General features: G+C 69.2%; 21 protein-coding genes. 15 read left to right on the forward strand and 6 right to left on the reverse strand.

Going from position 1 to position 19,573, the window contains the following annotated elements; all coding sequences use genetic code 11:
* Positions 1–23 precede the first annotated feature (23 nt).
* A complete protein-coding gene (locus LZC94_16550) occupies positions 24–854 on the forward strand; it encodes a hypothetical protein (GenBank protein ID WXB18835.1) in 831 nt (276 codons plus the stop codon).
* A gap of 48 nt (positions 855–902) precedes the next feature.
* Here LZC94_16550 and LZC94_16555 read toward each other — a convergent pair whose 3' ends face one another.
* The 3 genes from LZC94_16555 to LZC94_16565 form a co-directional block, all read right to left on the reverse strand.
* A complete protein-coding gene (locus tag LZC94_16555) occupies positions 903–2,876 on the reverse strand; it encodes a protein kinase (GenBank protein WXB18836.1) in 1,974 nt (657 codons plus the stop codon).
* Positions 2,877–2,907: 31 nt separating this feature from the next.
* Positions 2,908–3,705 carry a DUF882 domain-containing protein gene (locus LZC94_16560; protein ID WXB18837.1) on the reverse strand — a complete coding sequence of 266 codons (798 nt, stop codon included), beginning with the start codon at positions 3,703–3,705 and terminating at the stop codon, positions 2,908–2,910.
* A gap of 73 nt (positions 3,706–3,778) precedes the next feature.
* Positions 3,779–4,828, reverse strand: coding sequence for a hypothetical protein (locus LZC94_16565; protein WXB18838.1), 1,050 nt, complete (start codon positions 4,826–4,828; stop codon positions 3,779–3,781).
* Between the two features lie 48 nt (positions 4,829–4,876).
* Here LZC94_16565 and LZC94_16570 point away from each other — a divergent pair, with 48 nt between their 5' ends.
* Positions 4,877–5,584 carry a hypothetical protein gene (locus LZC94_16570; protein WXB18839.1) on the forward strand — a complete coding sequence of 236 codons (708 nt, stop codon included), beginning with the start codon at positions 4,877–4,879 and terminating at the stop codon, positions 5,582–5,584.
* Between the two features lie 60 nt (positions 5,585–5,644).
* On the opposite strand, the gene LZC94_16575 is transcribed toward LZC94_16570, so the two are convergent.
* Together LZC94_16575 and LZC94_16580 are read right to left on the reverse strand one after the other, a co-directional pair.
* Positions 5,645–6,481 carry a hypothetical protein gene (locus LZC94_16575; GenBank protein ID WXB18840.1) on the reverse strand — a complete coding sequence of 279 codons (837 nt, stop codon included), beginning with the start codon at positions 6,479–6,481 and terminating at the stop codon, positions 5,645–5,647.
* Positions 6,482–6,531: 50 nt separating this feature from the next.
* On the reverse strand, positions 6,532–6,837 hold the full coding sequence (locus LZC94_16580) for a YfhL family 4Fe-4S dicluster ferredoxin (GenBank protein WXB18841.1): 306 nt from the start codon (positions 6,835–6,837) through the stop codon (positions 6,532–6,534).
* A gap of 469 nt (positions 6,838–7,306) precedes the next feature.
* Here LZC94_16580 and LZC94_16585 point away from each other — a divergent pair, with 469 nt between their 5' ends.
* From LZC94_16585 to LZC94_16645, 13 genes are all read left to right on the forward strand, one after another.
* The gene (locus LZC94_16585; GenBank protein ID WXB18842.1) at positions 7,307–7,759 is read left to right on the forward strand and encodes a hypothetical protein; all 453 of its coding nucleotides are present in this window, start codon (positions 7,307–7,309) and stop codon (positions 7,757–7,759) included.
* A 528-nt stretch (positions 7,760–8,287) separates the two neighbouring features.
* A complete protein-coding gene (locus tag LZC94_16590) occupies positions 8,288–9,202 on the forward strand; it encodes an ABC transporter permease (protein ID WXB18843.1) in 915 nt (304 codons plus the stop codon).
* Entirely contained in the window at positions 9,199–10,038 is an 840-nt protein-coding gene (locus LZC94_16595) for an ABC transporter permease subunit (protein ID WXB18844.1), read from the forward strand. Before LZC94_16590 ends, LZC94_16595 begins: the two co-directional genes overlap by 4 nt.
* Positions 10,039–10,054: 16 nt before the next feature.
* The gene (locus tag LZC94_16600) at positions 10,055–11,083 is read left to right on the forward strand and encodes a HEAT repeat domain-containing protein (protein ID WXB18845.1); all 1,029 of its coding nucleotides are present in this window, start codon (positions 10,055–10,057) and stop codon (positions 11,081–11,083) included.
* Positions 11,080–12,078, forward strand: coding sequence for a carotenoid 1,2-hydratase (locus LZC94_16605; protein ID WXB18846.1), 999 nt, complete (start codon positions 11,080–11,082; stop codon positions 12,076–12,078). The genes LZC94_16600 and LZC94_16605 overlap by 4 nt, the downstream gene beginning before the upstream one ends.
* 34 nt (positions 12,079–12,112) lie before the next feature.
* Positions 12,113–12,607, forward strand: a complete 495-nt coding sequence (locus LZC94_16610; protein ID WXB18847.1) for a DUF4149 domain-containing protein — start codon at positions 12,113–12,115, stop codon at positions 12,605–12,607.
* Between the two features lie 62 nt (positions 12,608–12,669).
* A complete protein-coding gene (locus tag LZC94_16615; protein WXB18848.1) occupies positions 12,670–13,383 on the forward strand; it encodes a hypothetical protein in 714 nt (237 codons plus the stop codon).
* On the forward strand, positions 13,376–13,573 hold the full coding sequence (locus LZC94_16620) for a hypothetical protein (protein ID WXB18849.1): 198 nt from the start codon (positions 13,376–13,378) through the stop codon (positions 13,571–13,573). The genes LZC94_16615 and LZC94_16620 overlap by 8 nt, the downstream gene beginning before the upstream one ends.
* Positions 13,574–13,801: 228 nt before the next feature.
* Complete coding sequence (locus tag LZC94_16625) at positions 13,802–14,608, forward strand: hypothetical protein (protein ID WXB18850.1); 807 nt, start codon at positions 13,802–13,804, stop codon at positions 14,606–14,608.
* 6 nt (positions 14,609–14,614) lie between these two features.
* Positions 14,615–15,571 (forward strand): hypothetical protein, encoded by a 957-nt coding sequence (locus LZC94_16630; protein WXB18851.1) that lies wholly within the window; start codon positions 14,615–14,617, stop codon positions 15,569–15,571.
* A 54-nt stretch (positions 15,572–15,625) separates the two neighbouring features.
* On the forward strand, positions 15,626–16,753 hold the full coding sequence (locus LZC94_16635) for a thiamine pyrophosphate-dependent enzyme (GenBank protein WXB18852.1): 1,128 nt from the start codon (positions 15,626–15,628) through the stop codon (positions 16,751–16,753).
* A gap of 133 nt (positions 16,754–16,886) precedes the next feature.
* Positions 16,887–18,296 (forward strand): dihydrolipoyl dehydrogenase, encoded by a 1,410-nt coding sequence (gene lpdA, locus LZC94_16640; GenBank protein WXB18853.1) that lies wholly within the window; start codon positions 16,887–16,889, stop codon positions 18,294–18,296.
* Positions 18,297–18,408: 112 nt separating this feature from the next.
* Positions 18,409–19,047, forward strand: a complete 639-nt coding sequence (locus tag LZC94_16645; protein WXB18854.1) for a class I SAM-dependent methyltransferase — start codon at positions 18,409–18,411, stop codon at positions 19,045–19,047.
* A 236-nt stretch (positions 19,048–19,283) separates the two neighbouring features.
* Here the strand turns inward: LZC94_16645 and LZC94_16650 are convergent, their stop codons facing one another.
* Entirely contained in the window at positions 19,284–19,460 is a 177-nt protein-coding gene (locus LZC94_16650; protein WXB18855.1) for a hypothetical protein, read from the reverse strand.
* Positions 19,461–19,573: the final 113 nt, after the last annotated feature.

Below are 19,573 nucleotides of genomic sequence, written 5' to 3' on the forward strand. Positions count from 1 at the left end.
CCAACGACAGGATGTTGAAAACGATGAAGGGTAGATTCTTCGTCTTTGCGATCTTCGCATTCGTGCTCTGCACGGCGTGGACATCGGTGGCAGCAGCCGACACCTCGCTGGAGATCCTTCACGGCTGGAACTACAACAACGACTTCAATGGAGCGAAGGAGCGCACCGTTTATACGGTCAAGACATTCCAGCCTTGGACCTACGGGACGTTCTTTCTCTATTACGACATCACCGGGCCGTTTACGCCGCCCGATTCGAAGGTGCTCCCCAACGAGAAGGGCGGCTTCTTCGGCGGGCAAGCGTTCACGCTCTCGATGAAGCGAATCGGCGAGGCCATCTCCGGCTCGAAGTGGAATTGGGGCGCGCTCGGCGACGTCTCGCTCCGCTACGAAATGGAGCACGTCTCGAAGTTCGGTATGCTCAATTATTACGGCCTGCAGTGGGACATCAAAATCCCCGGGTTCGACTTCGTGGCCGTCACCACGGTCATCCGCGACGACTGGTCGCTCAAAGGCGTGGACCTGCAGCTCGGCGGCGCCTGGCAAATGACCATTCCGCTCGGGAAAATCACCGACTTCGTCTTCGCCGGGTTCATTCAGTGGGGCATGTTCGGCGAGGGCAGCGGCGTGATCAATTTCTGCAACGACAGCGTCGAGAAGTGTGCCACGGTGCAGCAAAAAGGCGCGCCCTTCGTCACGTCGCAGCCGCAGTTCCTGCTCGACGTGGGCAAGCTCGTACGCCTCACGGACCGGCACCTGTTCGCCGGCATCGAATACCAGATTGCGCTCAATCGTTATCTGCAGAAGGGCGTCAACGAGAACCTGGCGCAGGTCATGTTCAAGTGGGCGCTGTGAGCCGTACGGCGAGCTCCTAGCTCCGGCCGCAGCCTGCCGCGTTCGTGTTCAAAGCCTGGAGAGCGCGCGATGGTCGTCGTCGATCGTCGCCAATCGCGCGCAATGGGCCGAGAAGCGCACGATCACGTTTCCTGTTTTACCAATGTGGATATGCGCCGGATCGATGCTCCCGTGGATCATCCCGGCCCCATGCAGCGCCTGAAGCGCGCCGCGGAGCTCCGCGCGCTCCTTCGCGGAGAGGGGACGGTCGAGCGGGCGGCTGTCGGGTCGATCGAGCCAGATCTCGTGCGCTTTGCGGTCGACGCGAAGGACGGTCTGCAGCATCGGATGCACGGCGCGGGCAAACGCCGCGGCGCGTTCGAGCGTGGGCGGTTCGAGCGGGATGCGCTGAATGGGGCGGTCGAGCCATGTGTCGCGATCGGGGGCGCCGGAGGCGCCGGCCTGCACGCGGCAATCCGGTGAGGGCGGGCAGCCGGGGGATGCGCCGGCCGTGGGGGCGTCCTTGGCGTTTTTGGGGTGCGCGGCGCGCGTGTCGGGCCACGCGGGCCATGGCAGCGCGGTGAGCGCGCGGCGGGCTGCCCCGGCGTCCGTGGGGCGCTCGGCCGGGCTTGGGGCCGTGAGGGACGCGACCAGGGCATCGTGGCGGGGGTCGAGCTCGCGGTGCGCGCAGCTGGGCAAGGGATCGAGCCGCGGGGAGGTGCCCGCGCGCAGCCGTTCGCCCGTCAGCATTTCGAACAAGAGGGCGCCGACGCCATAGAGATCGCTGGCCACCGTGGCCGGCTCCCCGTTGCGCTGCTCGGGGCTCATATACGAAAAGGTTCCAATGACGCCGGCGGTGGCGGTGGCCGAAAGATCGCCCAGGTGCGCGGCGCCGAAGTCGGCCAAGCGCGCGGTGCCGGCCGCGTCGAACAAGACGTTGGAGGGCTTGATGTCGCGATGGAGCACGCCCACGCGGTGCGCCTCCGCGAGCGCGCCCAGCACCGCGCCCGCGATCTCCGCCGCGCGGGCGGGCGCGATGGGGCCGCGCTCGAGCATCTGCTCCAGGGTCCCGCCGGGCATGAACGCCAGCACCAGCGCGGGGCCGTCGGAGAAATAGTCGAGCATGGGCACGACATTGGGGTGGTCGATGGACGCGAGCACGTGCAGCTCGCGCTCGAAGCGCGCGAGCACGTCGCGCCCGGCGCCGCGCACGCCGTAGCCGGTGTAAACCTTGATGGCCACCGGCTCGCCGCGCACGGTGTCGATGCACTCGAGCACCCGGGAGCCGGCGGTGGAGGCGATCTCGCGCACCACCTCGTAGCGGCCGCCATAGATGAGCGCGCGCGCCGATTCGCCGCGGGGCGGTGCGATGGCCGGCGCGGCGGGGTGGGCGACCTTGCACGCGAGATCGCGGCGCGCGACGGCGGCGGCTTGGTCGAGGCCCAGCTGCTCCAGGGCTTGCACGAGCAAGGGCAGCGCGTCGTCGCGCTCGCTCGCGTCGGCGGGGATGGCTTGAAGCGCGCGGGCGGCCGCCTGCGTCTTGCCGTAACGAAGGAGCAAGTGGCCGAGGGCGAGGAAGTTCGGCCAGCGCGAGGGCTCCCGCCGGGTCGCCGCCTCGAGCAGCCGGGCCGCGCCCACCACATCGTGAAGTGCTTCGAGAAGCTCGGCGGCGCGCACGGAGTTGCCGGCGCGCTCCCACGCGCGGGAGGCCTCGGCCTTCTTGCCGATGGCCTCGAAGATGCGCGCGGCCCACGCGGGCTCGCCGCGCGCCTCGATCCAAGTGGCGGCGCGCTCGGCCCCCGGCGGGTCGCTGCCCAGGGCCGCGAGCACGCGCTCCGTCAGCTCGTCGTCGCGCGCGAGGACCGCGAGGCGCATGGCGCGGGCCGGATCGCACGCGACGAGGGCGCAGCGCGCCGCGCGTTCCCAGTCGCAGGCGCGCTCGTACAGATCGCAGGCGGCCCGCACATCCCCCCGATCGCACGCGAGCGCCGCGGCCTCGGCGATGCGCTCTTGCGCGACCAGCTTGGCGACGTCGTCATCCATGGCAGGATCTCCGTGCGGGGTGCACCCTGATTTAGTAACCCGTGTTGTCCACCGTGTCCGGGGTGTCGTCTTCGTCGTCCTCGTCGGGCGGCATTTGGGACGGGGCGTGCGGGGCGCGGGCGCGCAGCCAGGCGTCGACGTCGCCGAGCGGGTTGAAGGGCGGGGTAGGGCGCTCGCCGCGGGTGACGGCTTGGCTGTCGCTGCGCGCGGCCAGATCGCCCAGGATGCCGCGCTCGCGGTTTCGTCTCCCGGGGCCGCTTCGGTCGACCCAGAAGTAGCTGCGCTGCCGCACATCGACGTGCACGAACCCGCTCGACGGATACACGCCGATGCCCACGAAGCCGAGCTCGCGCGCGAACTTGGCGACCTCCTCGTCGGTGGCGCCCGGCACGATCATGTCGATGGCGCGCCCCAGGCCGTGGTTCGAGCGGCGATGCCGTCGCGGCGCTCGGTAGGCGGAGACCACGCGGATCTCCTGCGCGCGGAAGAAGCTTTGAATGCGGTAGGCGAGATCGAGCAGGCGCGGATCCATCGGGTGCTCGCACCCGCTGGCGGGCTCGCGCAGAACATGGGCCGCGCGGTCCAAGTCGCGGGCGGAGAAACCTCCGCGCTCGCCGGCGGCGGCCATCTCGATGCGCTCGTTGGTGTTGAGCGAGTAAATGGCGAGCATGGGCCGGCCTTCCTCGTCCACCGGCGCGAGCTTATTGGGCGTGGGCGCGTGCCAGCGGCGGACGCGGGCCAGCTGCTGGGTCGCGTTCACCCGCGCCTTGGGCTTTACCTTGCTGGACGCGGCCGGCGCGCCCACCTTCGAGCTCAGCGGCGCTGCCACCGCGACCGTGGACAGCAGCACACAACTCAGTACCGCAAGGCTCGCCCAACGTCCCAAGCGTCCTCGTAGTCCCCTAGCGGCGTGGCTGCGTGGCGAGATCCGAGGTCTGGCGCCGGAAGGAGGTAACGCGGGCAAAATCGAAGCGAAGAACGCCGGAGTCGATGCCCTTTGCGCGGAACGATTCGCGGTGCACCTTGTGAATGGCCAAGGTCCCTTCGTCGCCGGCGCCCGCATTCACGAAGACGCTGGGGGTCAGGGTCGCGCGCCCGCTGTCGCCGAACGTACAGCGCACGGTGGCCGCACCCGCAGGGCGGGCCGACACGTCGATGTAGAGCAGGTCGTCTTCGGCCGATGCATCGGGGGAGGGCGTCCAGGTCACGTCGACGGGATCGTTCGGCGCGAACACGACGGGCCCCGGATCGCGATGCTCGCGGTGGGCGATGGGCTGATCGGCCACGCGAACGTCGAGCGGTTCCCCTTTGGCCGTGGCCTCCACCGTGAACGGAGCGATGTCTTGCTCGGGCGCGCCCGCCGCGCGAAACACATAGCGGCCGCGCGGGGGAAACGCGTCGCCCTCGGCGCGCGCCGTGTAGACGACGCCGCTCACCACGTCCACGACGTCCGGCAAGTGGCGCGGCAGGAGCTTCGTCTGCGAATCGCGCCCGAGATCGGCCCGATCGCGATCGCCGGCAAAACCTGAGGAGCCTGGCGAGCCTGGGGACGGCGGTGAGAGCTCGACGGAGAGCGCACCCACATTGAGCAGCTCCACGCTGCGGCGCGCCATTTTGGCCGAAGGGCTGCCGGCCGCCGAGAGGCGCGCGCAGGTGCCTACCGCCGGAAGATCGATGGCCGCCCCCACGATGCGGAGGGCATCCTCGTCACCCGGGCGCGCGCGCACGAAGCGGGCGATGATGTCGCTGCGCGCGGCCTCCGAGCCGGGGGCTTCGGGGCGGCCGCCCGCCGAGGTGGAAAGCGCGGTTCGCTCGACGGTGACGACGGCGGTGACCGTGCTCGCTTCGGCGTCGGCCTGCTCGGAGGAGGCCGCCAAATTGGCGGAACACCCCATCGTTACGGCCCCGACGAAGGGGGCGGCGAGCAAGAACGTACGAGCGCGAGCCGACACGGCGATTAAGGGTAGACGGCTATGCACGCTCAGGCAACCTAAGATCACATGCTCATCCTTGCCGCATTTGCGCCGGAGCTCGCACCGTTCTCCGAACCGTACCGCCAAAGTGCACGCGCGGTGGGGATCGGCCTGGTGACCGCCGCGCACGCTACCGGCGCGCTCTTGGCCTCGCACCCCGCGTTCCGTTCGGACCATCCGCATCCTTCGTATCCTTCTCCGTCTTCTCCGCCGTCCGCGCCTTCTCGGCTTTCTCCGCAGAGTCTATCGGTTCTCTTGGTCGGAAGTTGCGGGGTTTATCCTGCGCGGCCTGCTGCGGATCCCGCGCGATCGCGGCCGGGCATCGGCTCGGTCATCGTGGCGGAGCGGGTCGTGCTCGTGGATTCCGCCTCGGTGCTGGGCCATGCCGCGGTGCCCGAACCCATGGGTGCGCGCGCGGAGGTCGATCGCACAGCGAGCACGCGCTTCGTGGAGCAGGGGTGCATCCCCGCGGTGGTGGGCAGCACCCTGGGGATCACCACCTCGGATTCGCTGGCGCACGCGTTGGCCGAGCGGGGCGGGGCCGACGTCGAGAACATGGAAGCCTATGCCGTCGCCGAAGCCTGCGCGGCCGCCGGCGTTTCCTGCACCGTGGTGCTCGGCGTCACCAATGTGGTGGGCAGCGAAGGCCGCGCGCAGTGGCGGCAGCACCATGTCGAGGTCGCGGCGAAGGTCGCGCAAATCGTCGAGCGTGTGCTGCGCCTCGACCTGCGGTGAGCGCGGGCGCATGCCGGCGTCGGGAGGGCCGCGGCCCTCGGGGTCGCCGCGAAGTCGGCGCTAGAACGTCCACCACAGCGCGCTGGAGGGCGTCAGGGCCACGCCGGTCACGGTCACGTTGTTGTCGTTGTACTGGCCGTTGATATGGTTGTACGCGCCCGATAGCTCCAACGCGACGTGCACGTGGCGAAAGCCCACCGCGAGCCCCAGCACGGCGCCCGCGTAAAAGCGATCCGCGGAGAGGGCCTTGCCCGACGTGTTGGGCGGGCCATCTTTCCGCTCGCTGGTCAGGTTCTCGATGGAGACGTGCTCCCAGCCGGCGCGCGGGCCCGCCCAGATCTTGTAGATCCCGCCCGAGCTCTCCCAGCCGACGAGCAGCGGAATGTCGGCGCCGTAGCCGCGCAGGTTGTCGAGGTTGACGTTGCTCAACGTGCCGCCTTGGTGCCGGCCGTAAAAGGGCACGGTGACCCCGGCGCCCACCGAGTAGCTCCACGCGCCATCGTCGAACGCCTTTCGAAGATCGAGGCGCGCGCTCCGGCCCGTGTATGTGATGCCGCCTTCGCCGCCGCCGCCGATCCCCACGCGCCCCGAAAAATAGGGCGCCAGGCCGGGGCCCATCGCCGCGGCCACCAGCGCGCCCTTGGCGTACGAAGGGTTCGTTCCCGGATCGCCCTGCGGCTGGGCGCGGGAGGCCGATTGCTCGCGCGCGTCGCGCAGATCTTCGGCCGCGGAGCCCACGGCGATTTGTCCGCTCAACCCGCCCGCCGCGCGAATCTCGCCGAGCGGAAGGGCGCGCGCGGGGTGCAGCAAAGGCGCACCCGCCCCGCAGCCGGCCAGCGCAGCGGACGAGAGCGCGACGAGCGCGATGGTTACCGAACGACGTCCGCCGACCCCCACGGCGTTACGAGGCAGGCGCCGCGAGCGACGCACCGCCGTAGGGCTCGACCTCACTTGCGAAAGCGCGAGGGGAACTCGTTTGCGGCGGCCTTCTTCTTCAACTCGTCATCGTCCGGGTGAAGGCGGAGGGCGCGCTGCAGCAGGAGGTTCTCGTCCTCTGCGTGGTTCGGATCGGGCAGGCAGCACTCCACGGGGCACACGGCCTGGCACGCCTCGTGGTCGTGGAAGCCCACGCACTCGGTGCACAGCTCCGGGTCGATCACGTAGATCTCGTCTCCCTCGCTGATCGCCTCGTTGGGGCACTCCGGTTCGCATGCGCCGCAATTGATGCAGTCTTCAGTGATGTACGTCGACATGATGTCCAGCGCTCCCGGCTTACCGTAGATGGTCCTTTGCGCTGCGCAACGTACGGGTCGATTTCCGTTGTGTCAAACAACTCTAGCGGGGTGCGTCGCCCCGGCATCCATGGCGAACGAGTCGACGAAAAAAGGCCGAAGGCGTCGGTTGCAATCCGGTTGCTGCTTTGGGGCGAGCCGACTAGTTTCGGCCCGGCTCATGCTTTTTCGACGCCAGCGTTCCGAGGGGACCCACGAAGGCCGTAGGTCGAATCGCCCCTTCTTTTTACTCTCCGCGCTTTCTTCGCCGCTTCTGGCTTTTTTTGCCCTCACTGCAACGGGATGCACCCCGTCCATCGGTGATTCCTGCCAGGTCTCGACGAATTGCTCCTCGTCGGGCGACCGCCTTTGCGATCTGTCGCAGCCGGGCGGTTACTGCACCGTCTTCAACTGCCAGCCAAACAGGTGTCCCGAAGAGGCTGCCTGCGTGATGTTCCACCCGAATGTGGCCGGGTGCTTCTACAACGACCGCGGCCAGCGGTCCGCCAAGAATTTCTGCGCCAAAAAGTGCGAATCGGACTCCGATTGCCGCTCCGATTACCGATGCTCCGACCCCAAGGAGCAACCGCTCTCGGCGATCGTCTTGGACGACAACCAAAACGTGCGCGTGTGCGTCCCCGTCCCGCGCCTGACCCAAGACGCGAGCGCCCCTCCGCTCCCGGATGGTGGCAGCCAGCCGCTGGTGTGCCTGCCGGGCTCCAAGACCAACCCCTCTGAAATCGACGGCTCCGTTGCGCCGCCCAATCCCCCCGACGCAGGGGCCAGCGATGCGGGCGACGCCGGCGAGGCGGGCGCTCCCTCCACCCCCGCCAAATCGAGCAACCCCGGACCCACCAGCCAAGCGGGCCCCGTGAGCTCCAAGAGCCGCGCGAGCGGTGCGTGACCGAGGGAAGCGCACGGGTTGACGGCCGCCGGCGCGGGGCGGATTTTCTTTGTATGGCGGCGTCGTGCCACCCCGAGTGACGGGGGAGGGAAGCGCACGGGTTGACGGCCGCCGGCGCGGGGCGGATTTTCTTTGTATGGCGGCGTCATGCCTCTCCGAGTGATGGGCGAGGGAAGCGCACGGGTTGACGGCCGCCGGCGCGGGGCGGATTTCCTTCGCATGGTGGCGTCGTGCCTCCCCGAGTGACGGGGGAGGGAAGCGCACGGGTTGACGGCCGCCGGCGCGGGGCGGATTTCCTTTATATGGCGGCGTCGTGCCTCCCCGAGTGACGGGGGAGGGAAGCGCACGGGTTGACGGCCGCCGGCGTCCTGCGGATTTCCTTTGTATGGCGGCGTTGCGCCATGTCGAGTTCCTTCGGTAGCTTTCGTCGTCGCGCCTTGCGCGGCTCGGAGCTCCTTGGAATCCTCGGTCCGTCAACCTGATCGGCGCCCAACGCGCGCGTTTCCATTTGCCCGCAGCCTCGCGGCGATGGCGTGGAGCACCGCCGAGGCGGCCCTGGTGCTCCTCGTTCTTGCCTCCCTCGTCTTCGTTGCGCTGCGCACGCTCCCGGGCGATCCGGCCGCGCTGATCCTCGGCGATCAGGCCAGCGCCGAGGAGCTCGCGGCGCTTCGGGCGCGGTTGGGGTTCGATCGGCCCCTTTACGTGCAGTATGCACATTTTTTGCGCGGCCTTCTGAGCCTCGACTTTGGCGACTCGCTGCGAAGGCCGGGGGTGCGCGCGGGCGCCCGGGTGCTGGAGGCGCTGGGGCCGACGGGGGAGCTGGCCGCGCTGGCCGTCGCCATGGGCTCGGTGTTGGGCGTGACGGGCGCCGTGCTCGCCGTGGGACCCTGGCTCGGCACGGCGCGGCGGTTCGTCGAGCGCGCGTTCGTCGCGGTTGCCGCCACGCCGCTCCTCGCATTTGCGCCGCTCCTCACGTACGTGCTCGCTGTGAAGTGGCGCCTGCTGCCGCTGCCGGGCGATCCGGACGCGGGCTTTCTCGGGCTCCTCTTCGCCAGCGGGCTCTTGGCGATCCCGCTCTCCGCGCACGTGGCGCGCATCGGCCGGGTGGCGCTCTTGGAGGTGAGCGGCGCGCCGTTTCTCACGGTGGTGCGCGCCAAGGGCGGGAGCTTCGCGCGAACGTGGTACCTGCACGGTCTGCCGGCCACCGCGGGGCCCATCGTGACCACCATCGGCACGCAGCTCGGGGCGCTGCTCGGGGGCGCCGTGGTGCTCGAGCGCCTCTTCGAGCGCCCCGGCCTCGGCACCTTGATCCTCGAGTCGTACGCCTCGCGGGATCTCCCCGTGCTCGAAGCGTCGGTGGTCGCCGCCGGGGCGCTGTTCGTGCTCACGCAGGCCATCGCCGGCGCCGTTCACGCGGCCATCGATCCGCGGGTGCGATCATGAGCGCAGCCCCCCCGCGCGCGCCCGAAGGCGGAACGGGACGATGGCTCGGAACGGGACGATGGAGCGGCCTGGGGTGGAGCCTGCTCCCGCTCGGGGCCATCTTTGCGGTGGCGGCTGCGGTCGCGCTTTTCGGCTCGCGCTCGCCAACCCGGCTCGATCCCGTCCTGGCGTGGACGAGCCCCAGCCTCGAGCGCCCCTTCGGCTCGGGCGAGGGCGGCGTCGATCTGCTGGCGCTGACGGCGCACGCGGAGCTGCGCGGCATGGTGCTCGCGGTCGCGGTGGCCCTCTTCGGCTTCGTCGTGGGCACACCGCTGGGGGCGGCGGCGGCGTTTGCGCGCGGGCGCTTCGAGCGGGGCGTGGCGCGCACGTGCGACTTGCTCCAGGCGTTTCCCACGTTTTTACTGGCCCTGGTGGTCCTTTCGGCGGTTCGGGCGCCGACCCGCTGGCACTTGGGGATCGTCTTTGCGCTCACGGCTTGGGCGCCGTTTGCTCGGCTTGCGCTCGCGCAGTCGCGGGTGCTGCGCGCGGCGGCCTTCATCGATGCGTCGATCGCGCTCGGGCAGAGCCCCGTGCGCGTGTTTTGGTACCATGTGCTGCCGAACCTGCTCGGCGTCGTCAAAGTCCAGCTGGGGTCCACCGCCGCGAGCCTGATCGTGAGCGAGGCGGCGCTCGCCTTCGTTGGCTTCGGGCCCCACGACGGCGTTTCGCTGGGCAATGTGCTCGATCAGGGCGTGGCGTCCATGCTGCGCGCCCCCCACGTGCTGGCCGTGGGCGCGCTCTCGGTGTTCGTGACGAGCGCGTCGATGCTCGTCGCCGCGCGCGCCCAAAAAAGGTAGAACGCAAGGGTAGACGATGCTGACGCCGCCCCTCGCCCGCAACCTGGAAGCCTCCGTGCGCGATCTCGAGTCCGAGCGCGCCGGGGTGCGCGCCGCCTCGATCGGCGATCTGGTGCGCCACGCCCAAGGAAGCACCGAGGTCCGCGCGCGCGCCATCCCGCTCCTCGAAAAAGCGCTGGGCTCCGATCCCGCCCCCGAGGTGCGCGCGGCCTCCGCCGTGGCGCTGGGCGATCTCGCGGCGCACGAAGCCCTCGGCGCCCTCCTCGTGGCCGTCGAGGACACGGACTTGAACGTGCGGCAGATGGCGCTCAATGCGCTCGGCGAAATTGGGGACGTGCGCGCCCTGCCGCGCCTTCGCCGCGCCCTCTCGGATACCCGCCCCGAGGTGCGCTACCAGGGGATCATCGCCTTTTGCCGCGTGGCCAACGAAGACGCCGACGTGCTCGAGGCCATCACGCGCGCCACCGGCGACGACGACGCGGCGGTTCGCTACATCGCCCTGCGCCTGGTCGAAGAGCGCACCGCGGACTCGCCCAGGCCCTGGGACAGCTTGGCCCCGCGGGTCGAAAAGCTGCTTCGCGATCCGGCGCGGCAGGTGGCGCTGGTGGCGGCCATCGTCCTCGCCAAGATGGGGGCCTCCTCCGGGCACGAGCTGATCGTCAAGGTGGTGCGCGGACAGGTTCGCGCCGACAAAGAAGACGAGCGCGAGGCCGTCGAGATGGCCGGCGAGATCGGCCGCCGCGATCTGGTCCCGCACCTGGAGCGGCGCGCGTGGGGCGCGGGCCGTTGGCTGCGCGACACCTGCGCCTTTCACGCGAAGATCGCGCTGGCCCGCCTCGATCACCCCCGCGCGGTGGCCGAGATCGCGCGCGATCTCGGCTCGCCCAAGCGCGATGTGTGCAGCGCCGCCGTGGTGGCCGCCGGCCGCGCCCTGCGCTTCGAGCTCCGCGCCGCCATCGAAGCGCTCCCCGAGGGCGCCGTCGACCCCGAGCTGCGGTCCGAGGCGATCGCGCGTCTCTCCTCCCCGCCAACGGAGCCCGCATGAGCCCGAGCCCCAGCCCCAGCTATGCCGGTGTGCGTTTCGACCCCGACGCGCCGCGCCCTCACGTCGAGAGCTACTTCCTCAAGGCCAATGATCCCGAGAGCCCGCGCGCGCTCTGGGTCCGGCACACCATTTACGCCGGACGGCACGACGCCTCGAAGGCCGTGGCCGAAGCGTGGGCCATCTTCTTCGATCGCGATCGCGGGCACGTGGCCGTGAAGTCGCAGGTCCCCCTCGACCGCGCGCACTTCGGCCGCGACGCCCTCGATATCCGCGTCGACGGCGTCACCCTCGATCCGCACCGCGCGCGCGGCCGCATCGAGACCGGCGACCGCGCCGTGGGATGGGATTTGGCGCTCACCGCCAACGGCCCGCCGCTGCTGCATTTTCCGCGCGCCTTCCTGTACGAAGGGCCGTTTCCCAGCTCCAAGCTCGTCTCGCTCCTCCCCGACGCGCGCGTCTCCGGGAGCATCGACGCCTTCGGCGAGAAGGTCACGGTCGACGGATGGCCTGCCCTGGTCGGCCACAACTGGGGAAAGCGCAACGCGCACACCTACGCGTGGGGCCACTGCAACGCTTGGGACGGCGGCGAGGACGTGATGTTCGAGGGCACCAGCGCCCGGGTCAAGCTCGGCCCCGTCCTCTCGCCGGTGAGCACCATTCTTTGCGTGCGCCATCGCGGTGTTCGATACGAGCTGAACGGTCTCGCGCAAATGGTGAAGAACCGCGGCTCGATCGGCCTGCGGCGCTGGAGTTTTCGCGGGGCAGGGGAGCTCGTACGCATCGAGGGAGAGCTCTGGGCGAGCGACGACGACTTCGTGGGCCTGCACTACCCAAACCCCGACGCGCCCATGACGTACTGCCTCAACACCAAGATCGCGCACGCGCGCATCGAGCTGGGGATTCAAAAGCGACCGCGCATGCTCCTCGAATCGACCCGCGCCGCCCTCGAGATCGGTACGCACGACGCGCACCACGGCATCAAGATGTACTTGTAGATGCGCCGGTCCGCGCGTACGTAAGCTCTCGCCCATGTCGCTCATTCACAGGATCGCCCGCGCGATCGCGCTTCTGGCCTGGGGGATCTGGCTCGGCGGGCTGGTGGCGCTGGGGGCCATCAGCGCCCCCCTGGTGTTTCGCAATGTCCCCGCGCCCTACAGCGCCGACGCCATGACCCTGGTGTTCCGCCGCTTCGATCTGGTGGCCATGGTGTGCGCGGCCATCGTGGTGGCTCGGGAGCTGGTGGCCCTCATGGGAACGGCCACCATCCGCAAGGTCGACACGGCGCGCATCGTCTCGGCCCTCGTGGCGGCCACGCTGGCGGTGGTCGAGGGCGTGTGGCTCTCCCCCGTGATCGAGGAGCTCCATCGCGCGGGCGCCGTGCGCGGGGTGGGCGAGCTCGGGGAGCGCCTGGCGGTCATGCACACGCGGGCGGAGGGGGTCTCGAAGGTCGAGCTTCTCTGCTTGATGGCCTTCATCGTGTTCGTCGTGTTCTCGGATCCCCCTGCGAAGACCGCGGCGGGGTAGTCGTTTTTTTCCCGGTCTGCCGTATACTCCGGGGTTCTTTGCATGGGAGTTGGAGGAGATTCATGAAGAAGACGTCTTACGGGTTCGTACTGGGCTCGCTCTTGGTCGCGACATTCACCGGATACGGATCCGGCTGCTCCAACGACGAGACGCAGGTCGGCTCGTGCAACATCGCGGACGCGAGCAAGGCCCCCGGCTACCTTCCCCCCGTCCGCGCCGCCTCCCAATGCACGGACCCGCAGCTCGCCGAGTTTCGGGACGCGTGCACCGGCCCGAAGGCTACCGAGACCGCGTGCAATGCGTTCTATGCCAAGAACACCTCCTGCCGGGAGTGCTTGTTCCCGCCCGAGAGCATCACCACCTACGAGGGCGCGTACCTGGGCTCGTTCCCCAACCAGCCGGGCTACCTCTCGCTCCTCGGGGCCTCCTCCGCTTGCGTGACCGCGTACCACAACGCCTTCGCGTGCAACATCGTGGCCTGTCAGTTTTGCGGCACCACCAAAGCATGCAACGACAAGGTGCTCGGCAAGGGCGGCCAGTGCGAGGCCAAGTACGCCGCCTTCCAGAGCGCATGCACCAGCGCCGAGGACAAGGCCGCGCTCCAAAAGACCGAGTCCGATCTGAGCGATCTGGTCGGTTTCCTCAAGGCCTTCTGCGGGGCGCCCCGCCCCGTCAACGATGGCGGAACCGATGGCAGCACCGACGCCAGCGACAGCGGCAGCTCGGACTCCGGCGACGCGGGCGACGCCTCCCTCGATGCCTCCACGGATGCCTGAGTCCACGCACCTTCCTCATCCTTTTCGCAAGGCACTCCTCGGCGCCATTCTCACCATCGCCGCCACGGGATGCGGAAATTGTGGTGGTGGCGCCGATGATCCGCGCGCCCTGATGCCGCGCTCCGAGACCCGCGCCATCCCCGCCCCCAAGTCGCAACCGCCGCCGTCCGATGCGTCCACCGATCGCTGATCCGTGTCCGCCCGCTCCGTTGCACGTTGCGGCGGTCGCGGTGCACGCGGCGCCGCTGCGGTGGAGCGCGAGCCAATCGGTGGCCGCCGAGGCGACCATTGAGCCGTCGCGGCGGGCGAGGGGAGCGGCGACGCAATGCATAACATTGCAACCTCCGCTTGCCGCACCAGGTCGACGGTGTGCATACGGTGTGCATGTTGGCGCGAATTTATTAGACTAAGCCGCGCTGTGCTTCGCTTTCCCTTCTCGGATCGCCGTCGGAGCTCGACGCGGGTCGCCGCCCGCGCGGTCGTGCTCGCGCTCGTGGGCGTTGCAGCCGGTGGCGCGTTTGGCCTTGGGACAGCGTGCACCGAGTCCCCGATGTACGCGGATTTGACGGCGCCTCCGATCCCCGACGGCGGCCGCAGGGATGGAAGCGCGGGCCCCGCCGATGGCGGTGCAAGCGCCTGCGCGCCCGCGAGCGTGGAGGACTTCCAGCCGAGGTGGGTGAAGTTCCAAGAATGGCGCCCGGGCGCCTGCTCGACCTCGCAGCTCGAGGCCTTCAAGGTGGCGTGCGAAGGCCCGGACGATCACCTCGCCAAGTACTCGGCCGCGTGCACGGAGTTTCGCAAGAACCGCGAGCACGCCAAGTGCGTCGCGTGCATCTTCGAGAGCGATCCGGACAAGGTCCAAGCGGCGCTGCTCGTCACGCGCTCCGGTCACTTCGTGCCCAATCGCCCGGCGTGCATCTGGAACACCACGGCCGGCTCCCCCCACGCCGAGTGTGCGTCGACCTACCATGCGCTCACCCAGTGCGAGGTCGAGGGGTGCACGACCAACTGCCCCCTCTCGGCGAGCAGCGGCGATCGGGAGTTCGTCTCCTGTGTCGACCGCGTCGCCCAGGGCGGCTGCCAGGACTACCGCGAGAAAGCCAACGGGTGCGACGCGACATTTCGCTCGGGCGACGGCGGCCCTCGAGCCCTTGCGTGCATCGAGGCGAGCGAGTTTGCGTTGGTCGACATGTTCTGTGGCAAGCGATCCCCCGACGGAGGATGATTCACCATGCACCCCAAGCTCGCCCCATCGCGCTCGTTGCATCGGTCGCGCTTCGCGCGCCTCGCGGGCTCCGTACGCGTCGCGCGCCCGCTTTTCGGGGTGCTGGCGTCCGTCTCGATCGCCGGCTCGGGCCTCTACGCCTGTTCCAGCTCCAGCGACGGCAACCCCGCGCCCGGCGCCGACGCGAGCCTCGACGCCCATGACGCGGGCTCGGATGACGCGCAAGGCCCCCGCGCCCGCTGCAGCGCCGTTCAAGGCCCCGCGTGCGATCTGGTGCTGCAGGATTGTGCACGCGGGAGCGAGTGCATCGTGATCGCCGGCGACGCGGGGCTGACCACCGCGTGCGTCCCATCGGGCACGGGCACCCGGCGCGCGGGCGCGGGGTGCTGCCCTGGCCAGGCCAACACGTGCAGCCCCGGCCTGGAGTGCATCGGCCCTCCGTGCTCGGGCGGCGCCGGCACCGCGCCCACCGGCCGCTGCACGCCGCATTGCTGCCCGGGCGATGATTCGCGGTGCGGCAGCAGCGAGCCGGAGGGCTTCCCCGGTAGCTGCGATCTGCAAGTGTTCGCCAACGCGGGCGGCGCCGCAAGCACACCGGTTTTCCACGTGTGCTCGTACCAACCCGTGTGCAAACCGTTCCGCATTCAACCTTGTCCGTCCGGCAGCACCTGCTTGCTCCAGAAGGATCGCACGAGCTACCGCTGCGGCCCCATCGAGCCCCCGCCCGGGCGCGGCATCGGCCAGCCTTGCACGGTCGCCAACGAGTGCAGCGACGGCCTCGGGTGCCTGGGCGCGGCCGGATCGGCCACCTGCCGCATGTTCTGCTACCGCCAGGGCGCGGGCACGCCGCCCTTCGACCCCTCGGCGGTCCGCGACGAGCCGGGCTACGGCGGCTGCCCCGCGGGGACCGCCTGCACCGGAACGGTCAACGGCTTTCCAGGCTATCTCGGCTTCTGCCGGTAGCGCCCGCGCAGATCGCTAGGACTTCGAGCGGGGGGCGCAGTAAAGTCCGCGCCCATGTCGGAGAGCGCGCAAAACGCCACGGGCATCGCGAGCACCACGACGGAGCCGAGCGCGGGGGCCGAGCCCGACGTGGGGCTCGTGCGCGTCCTTCGCGACGACGACGCGGCGGACTACGGCACGAGGACCCCCATCGACGCCCAGGTGCTCTTTCGCGCCTACCGGGAGATGCGCCGCCTTCGCGCCATCGACGCGCGCATGATCGTGCTGCAGCGCCAAGGGCGGGTCGGCTTTTATGGCGCGTGCACCGGTCAAGAGGCGGTGCCCATCGCGACGGGGCTCGCGCTCGAGAAGACGGACTGGGTCTTTCCCGCGCTGCGCGAGCAGAGCGTCATGCTGGTGCGCGGCTTTCCGCTGATCGCGTTCGTGGCCCAGGTCTTCGGCAACGCGGGCGACGTGCTCAAAGGGCGGCAGATGCCCAGCCACCACTCGGGGCGAAGCGTGAACCAGGTGAGCTGGTCCTCCAACATCGGCACCCAGATCCCGCAGGCGGTCGGCGCGGCGTGGGCCATGAAAATGAAGAAGGCGCCGCACATCGCGGTCGGCTTCATGGGCGACGGCGCCACCAGCGAGGCCGACTTCCACGCGGCCATGACCTTCGCCGCGCGCTACCGCGTCCCTGCCGTTCTCGTGTGCCAGAACAACCACTGGTCGATCAGCGTCCCCACCGAGCGCCAGACCGCCTCGCGCACCATCGCCATCAAGGGCCGCGCGTACGGCATCCCCGCCGTGCGCATCGACGGCAACGATTTGCTTGCGGTCTACACGGTCGTGCGCGAAGCCTCGGAGCGCGCGCGGGCAGGGGAGGGGCCCACCTTCATCGAAGCGCTCACCTACCGCATCGGCGCGCACTCCACGAGCGACGATCCCACGCGCTACCGCTCGGACGCGGAGGTCGAAGCGTGGAAGAAGAAGGATCCGCTCGACCGACTGCGCCGCCACTTGGTGCACTTGGGCGTGGTCGACGCGCGCATCGACGAGCAGCTCGACGCGGAATTTACTCATGAGATCGGTGAAGCGGTGCGCGACGTCGAGGCCATGCCCGCGCCCGCGCGCGCGACTTTGTTCGAGGATGTGTATGCCGTCCCCCCGTGGAACCTGGTCGAGCAGCGCGAGTCCACCTAGGGACTTCGTGGGGCTCTGGGCATGCGGGACCTCCTAGTTCGCCCCGTAAGCGTGTAAGAAGGACGGAAAAGCAGGAACGAGCAGCTGAAAGAGCTGAAAGAGTAGAAAAGAGCAGAAAGAAGGAGAAACTTCGATGGCGACGAGGACGGTGGATGCAGTCGTGATTGGCGCTGGAACGGGCGGTTACCCGTGCGCGATCCGCTTGGGACAGCTCAAACAGAAGGTCATCATCGTCGAGAAGGACGAGGTGGGCGGCGTGTGCCTCAACTGGGGATGCATCCCGTCGAAAGCGCTGATCTCCGCGAGCCATACCTACGAAAAGACGCAGGGCGCCAGCGCCATGGGCCTCGTGGTCGAGAACGTTCGCGTCGACGTCAACAAGCTGCAGGACTGGAAGGGCGGCATCGTCAAGAAGCTCACCGGCGGCGTTCGCTCGCTGCTCAAGACCAACAACGCCGAGCTCATCACCGGCACCGCGCGCATCACAGGCCCGAACACGGTCGAAGTCACCACGCGCGAAGGGCAAAAAGAGACCATCGAGACGCGCGCCATCGTGGTGGCCACCGGCGCGACGACCATCGAGATCCCGGGCTTCAAGTTCGACGGCAAGCAGATCATCGGCGCCAAGGAAGGCGTGAGCTTGCGCGAGATCCCCAAGCGCCTGCTCGTCATCGGCGGCGGTGTCATCGGCCTGGAGCTCGGCACCGTCTATCAAAAGTTCGGCTCGGAGCTCACGGTGGTCGAGGCCACCCCGACCCTGCTCCCGGGCACCGATCCCGATCTCACCGCGGTGGTGGAGCGCAAGCTCGTCAAGCACGGCGCCAAGATCTTCAAGAACGCCAAGGCCCTCGGCTACGAGCGCAACAAAGACGGCTCCTTGGCCGTCAAGGTCGATCTGGGCGAAGGCAAGCACGACACCATCGTCTGCGACACGGTGCTGGTGGCCGTGGGCATGAGGCCCAACAGCGCGGGCTTCGGCCTCGAGGAGCTGGGGGTGAAGATCGATCGCGGCTTCGTCCCGTCCGATCTCTCGGGCCGCACCAACGTCCCCTCCATCTACTCGGTGGGCGACGTGGCCGGGCAGCCGATGCTGGCGCACAAGGCGACCAAGGAGGGCGAGGTCGTGGCCGAGATCATCGCCGGCCACAAAGCCGCCAAGGACTGGGTCTCGATCCCGGGCGTCATCTTCACCGATCCGGAGATCGCCACCGCGGGCCTCAGCGAGGCGCAGGCCAAGGAGCGCGGCATCGACGTGCGCATCGGCAAGTTCCCGTTCTCGGCGCTGGGCCGCGCCATGGCCGTCATGGAGACCGACGGCTTCATCAAGGTCGTCGCCGACAAGAAGACGCACGAGCTCCTCGGCGTCCACATCGTCGGCCCCGAGGCGAGCAACTTGATCAGCGAGGGCGCGCTCGCGCTCGAGATGCACGCCTTCCTCGAGGACATCGGCCTCACGATCCACCCGCACCCGACCCTGGGCGAGGGCATGATGGAGGCCGCGCAGCACGGCCTCGGCCACGCGATTCACATCATGAACAAGTAGCGGCTCGCGTTGCTCGCGTCCTGCGCGCGCCGGCTCGATGCGAAGGTCGGGCCGAGCGCGCGCGATGGCGAGACCCGCCCGCGCGCGGCCGTTTTGAGCTAAAAGATCCGTCGTGACCCACGACGATGGCCAAGCCAAATCCGCGGCAGACACCTTCGATGCCCTGGGCGAGCGCTACGAAGAGGCGTTTCGCGGCCTGCCCGCGCAGCACGCGGCGCTCGAATGGCTCCGCGGCCGGCTCGCGCCGGGGGCGCGCGTGCTCGATTTGGGCTGCGGCACCGGGGTGCCCACGGCGTCCACCTTGGCCGGCGCTGGCTTTCACGTCACCGGCATCGACGTATCCCCCGCGATGATCGCCATCGCCCGGCGGCAGGTCCCGGGCGCCACGTTTCAGCAGGCGGATCTGCGGGAGTTCGAGAGCGCGGAGCGAAGCTGGGACGCCATATGCGCCTTCTTCCCCCTGATGCAAATGAGCCGGAACGAGATCCGCGCGTCGCTGCGGCGCATCACCCGTTGGCTGCGGCCCGGCGGCTCCTTCGTGTTCGCCACGGTGCCCGGAAACGACGAGAACGCGCCCGCCATCTTCATGGGCCAGCCGGTCATCTGCTCCAGCTACGACACCGAGGAGTTCCTGCGCGAAATCACCGACGCGGGCATGGACGTGCTCTTTCGAGCCACCTCGAGCTTCACGCCCAACGATCCCGAGGCGGTGCCCGAGCATCACCTGTTCGTCTACGCGCACCGGATCTGAGCGCGATACCCGCGCGCCCGGCGGCGAGCCTCGCGGTTCGCCCGGCAGCGGATCTCGCGGTGCGCGCCCGGCGGCCGGTCGTGCGGCTACCTCGCCGCGGGCCCTACCTTCGCCCTTTGAAGCCCATCATATTTTGCACGCGCGGTTCGCCCGGCGGCGGATCTCGCGGTTCGCCCGGCAGCGGACCTCGCGGTTCGCGCCCGGCGGCCGGTCGTGCGGCTACCTCGCCGCGGGCCCTACCTTCGCCCTTTGAAGCCCATCATATTTTGCACGACCGCTTCGCTCTGCTCGGCGACTTCCTCGGCCTCGCGCGCGCGATCCGCGCAGTCTTCGCACATTTTCTTGGTTTTGCCCCCGACCTTGACGCTTACGAGCTGGTCGACCTCGTCCTCACATACTTTGCACGTGGCCATGAAAACCTCCGTCTCAGGGACCGAGTGCTAATATTATCGTGGTGAACATGGAATCCGTCGTAATTTTCGAGCGGCGGTAGCGGGTGGTTGCGGAGGCGCGACGGCGACATAAG

The organism is Sorangiineae bacterium MSr11954 (genome assembly GCA_037157815.1).
Lineage (GTDB): Bacteria > Myxococcota_A > Polyangia > Polyangiales > Polyangiaceae > Pendulispora > Pendulispora albinea.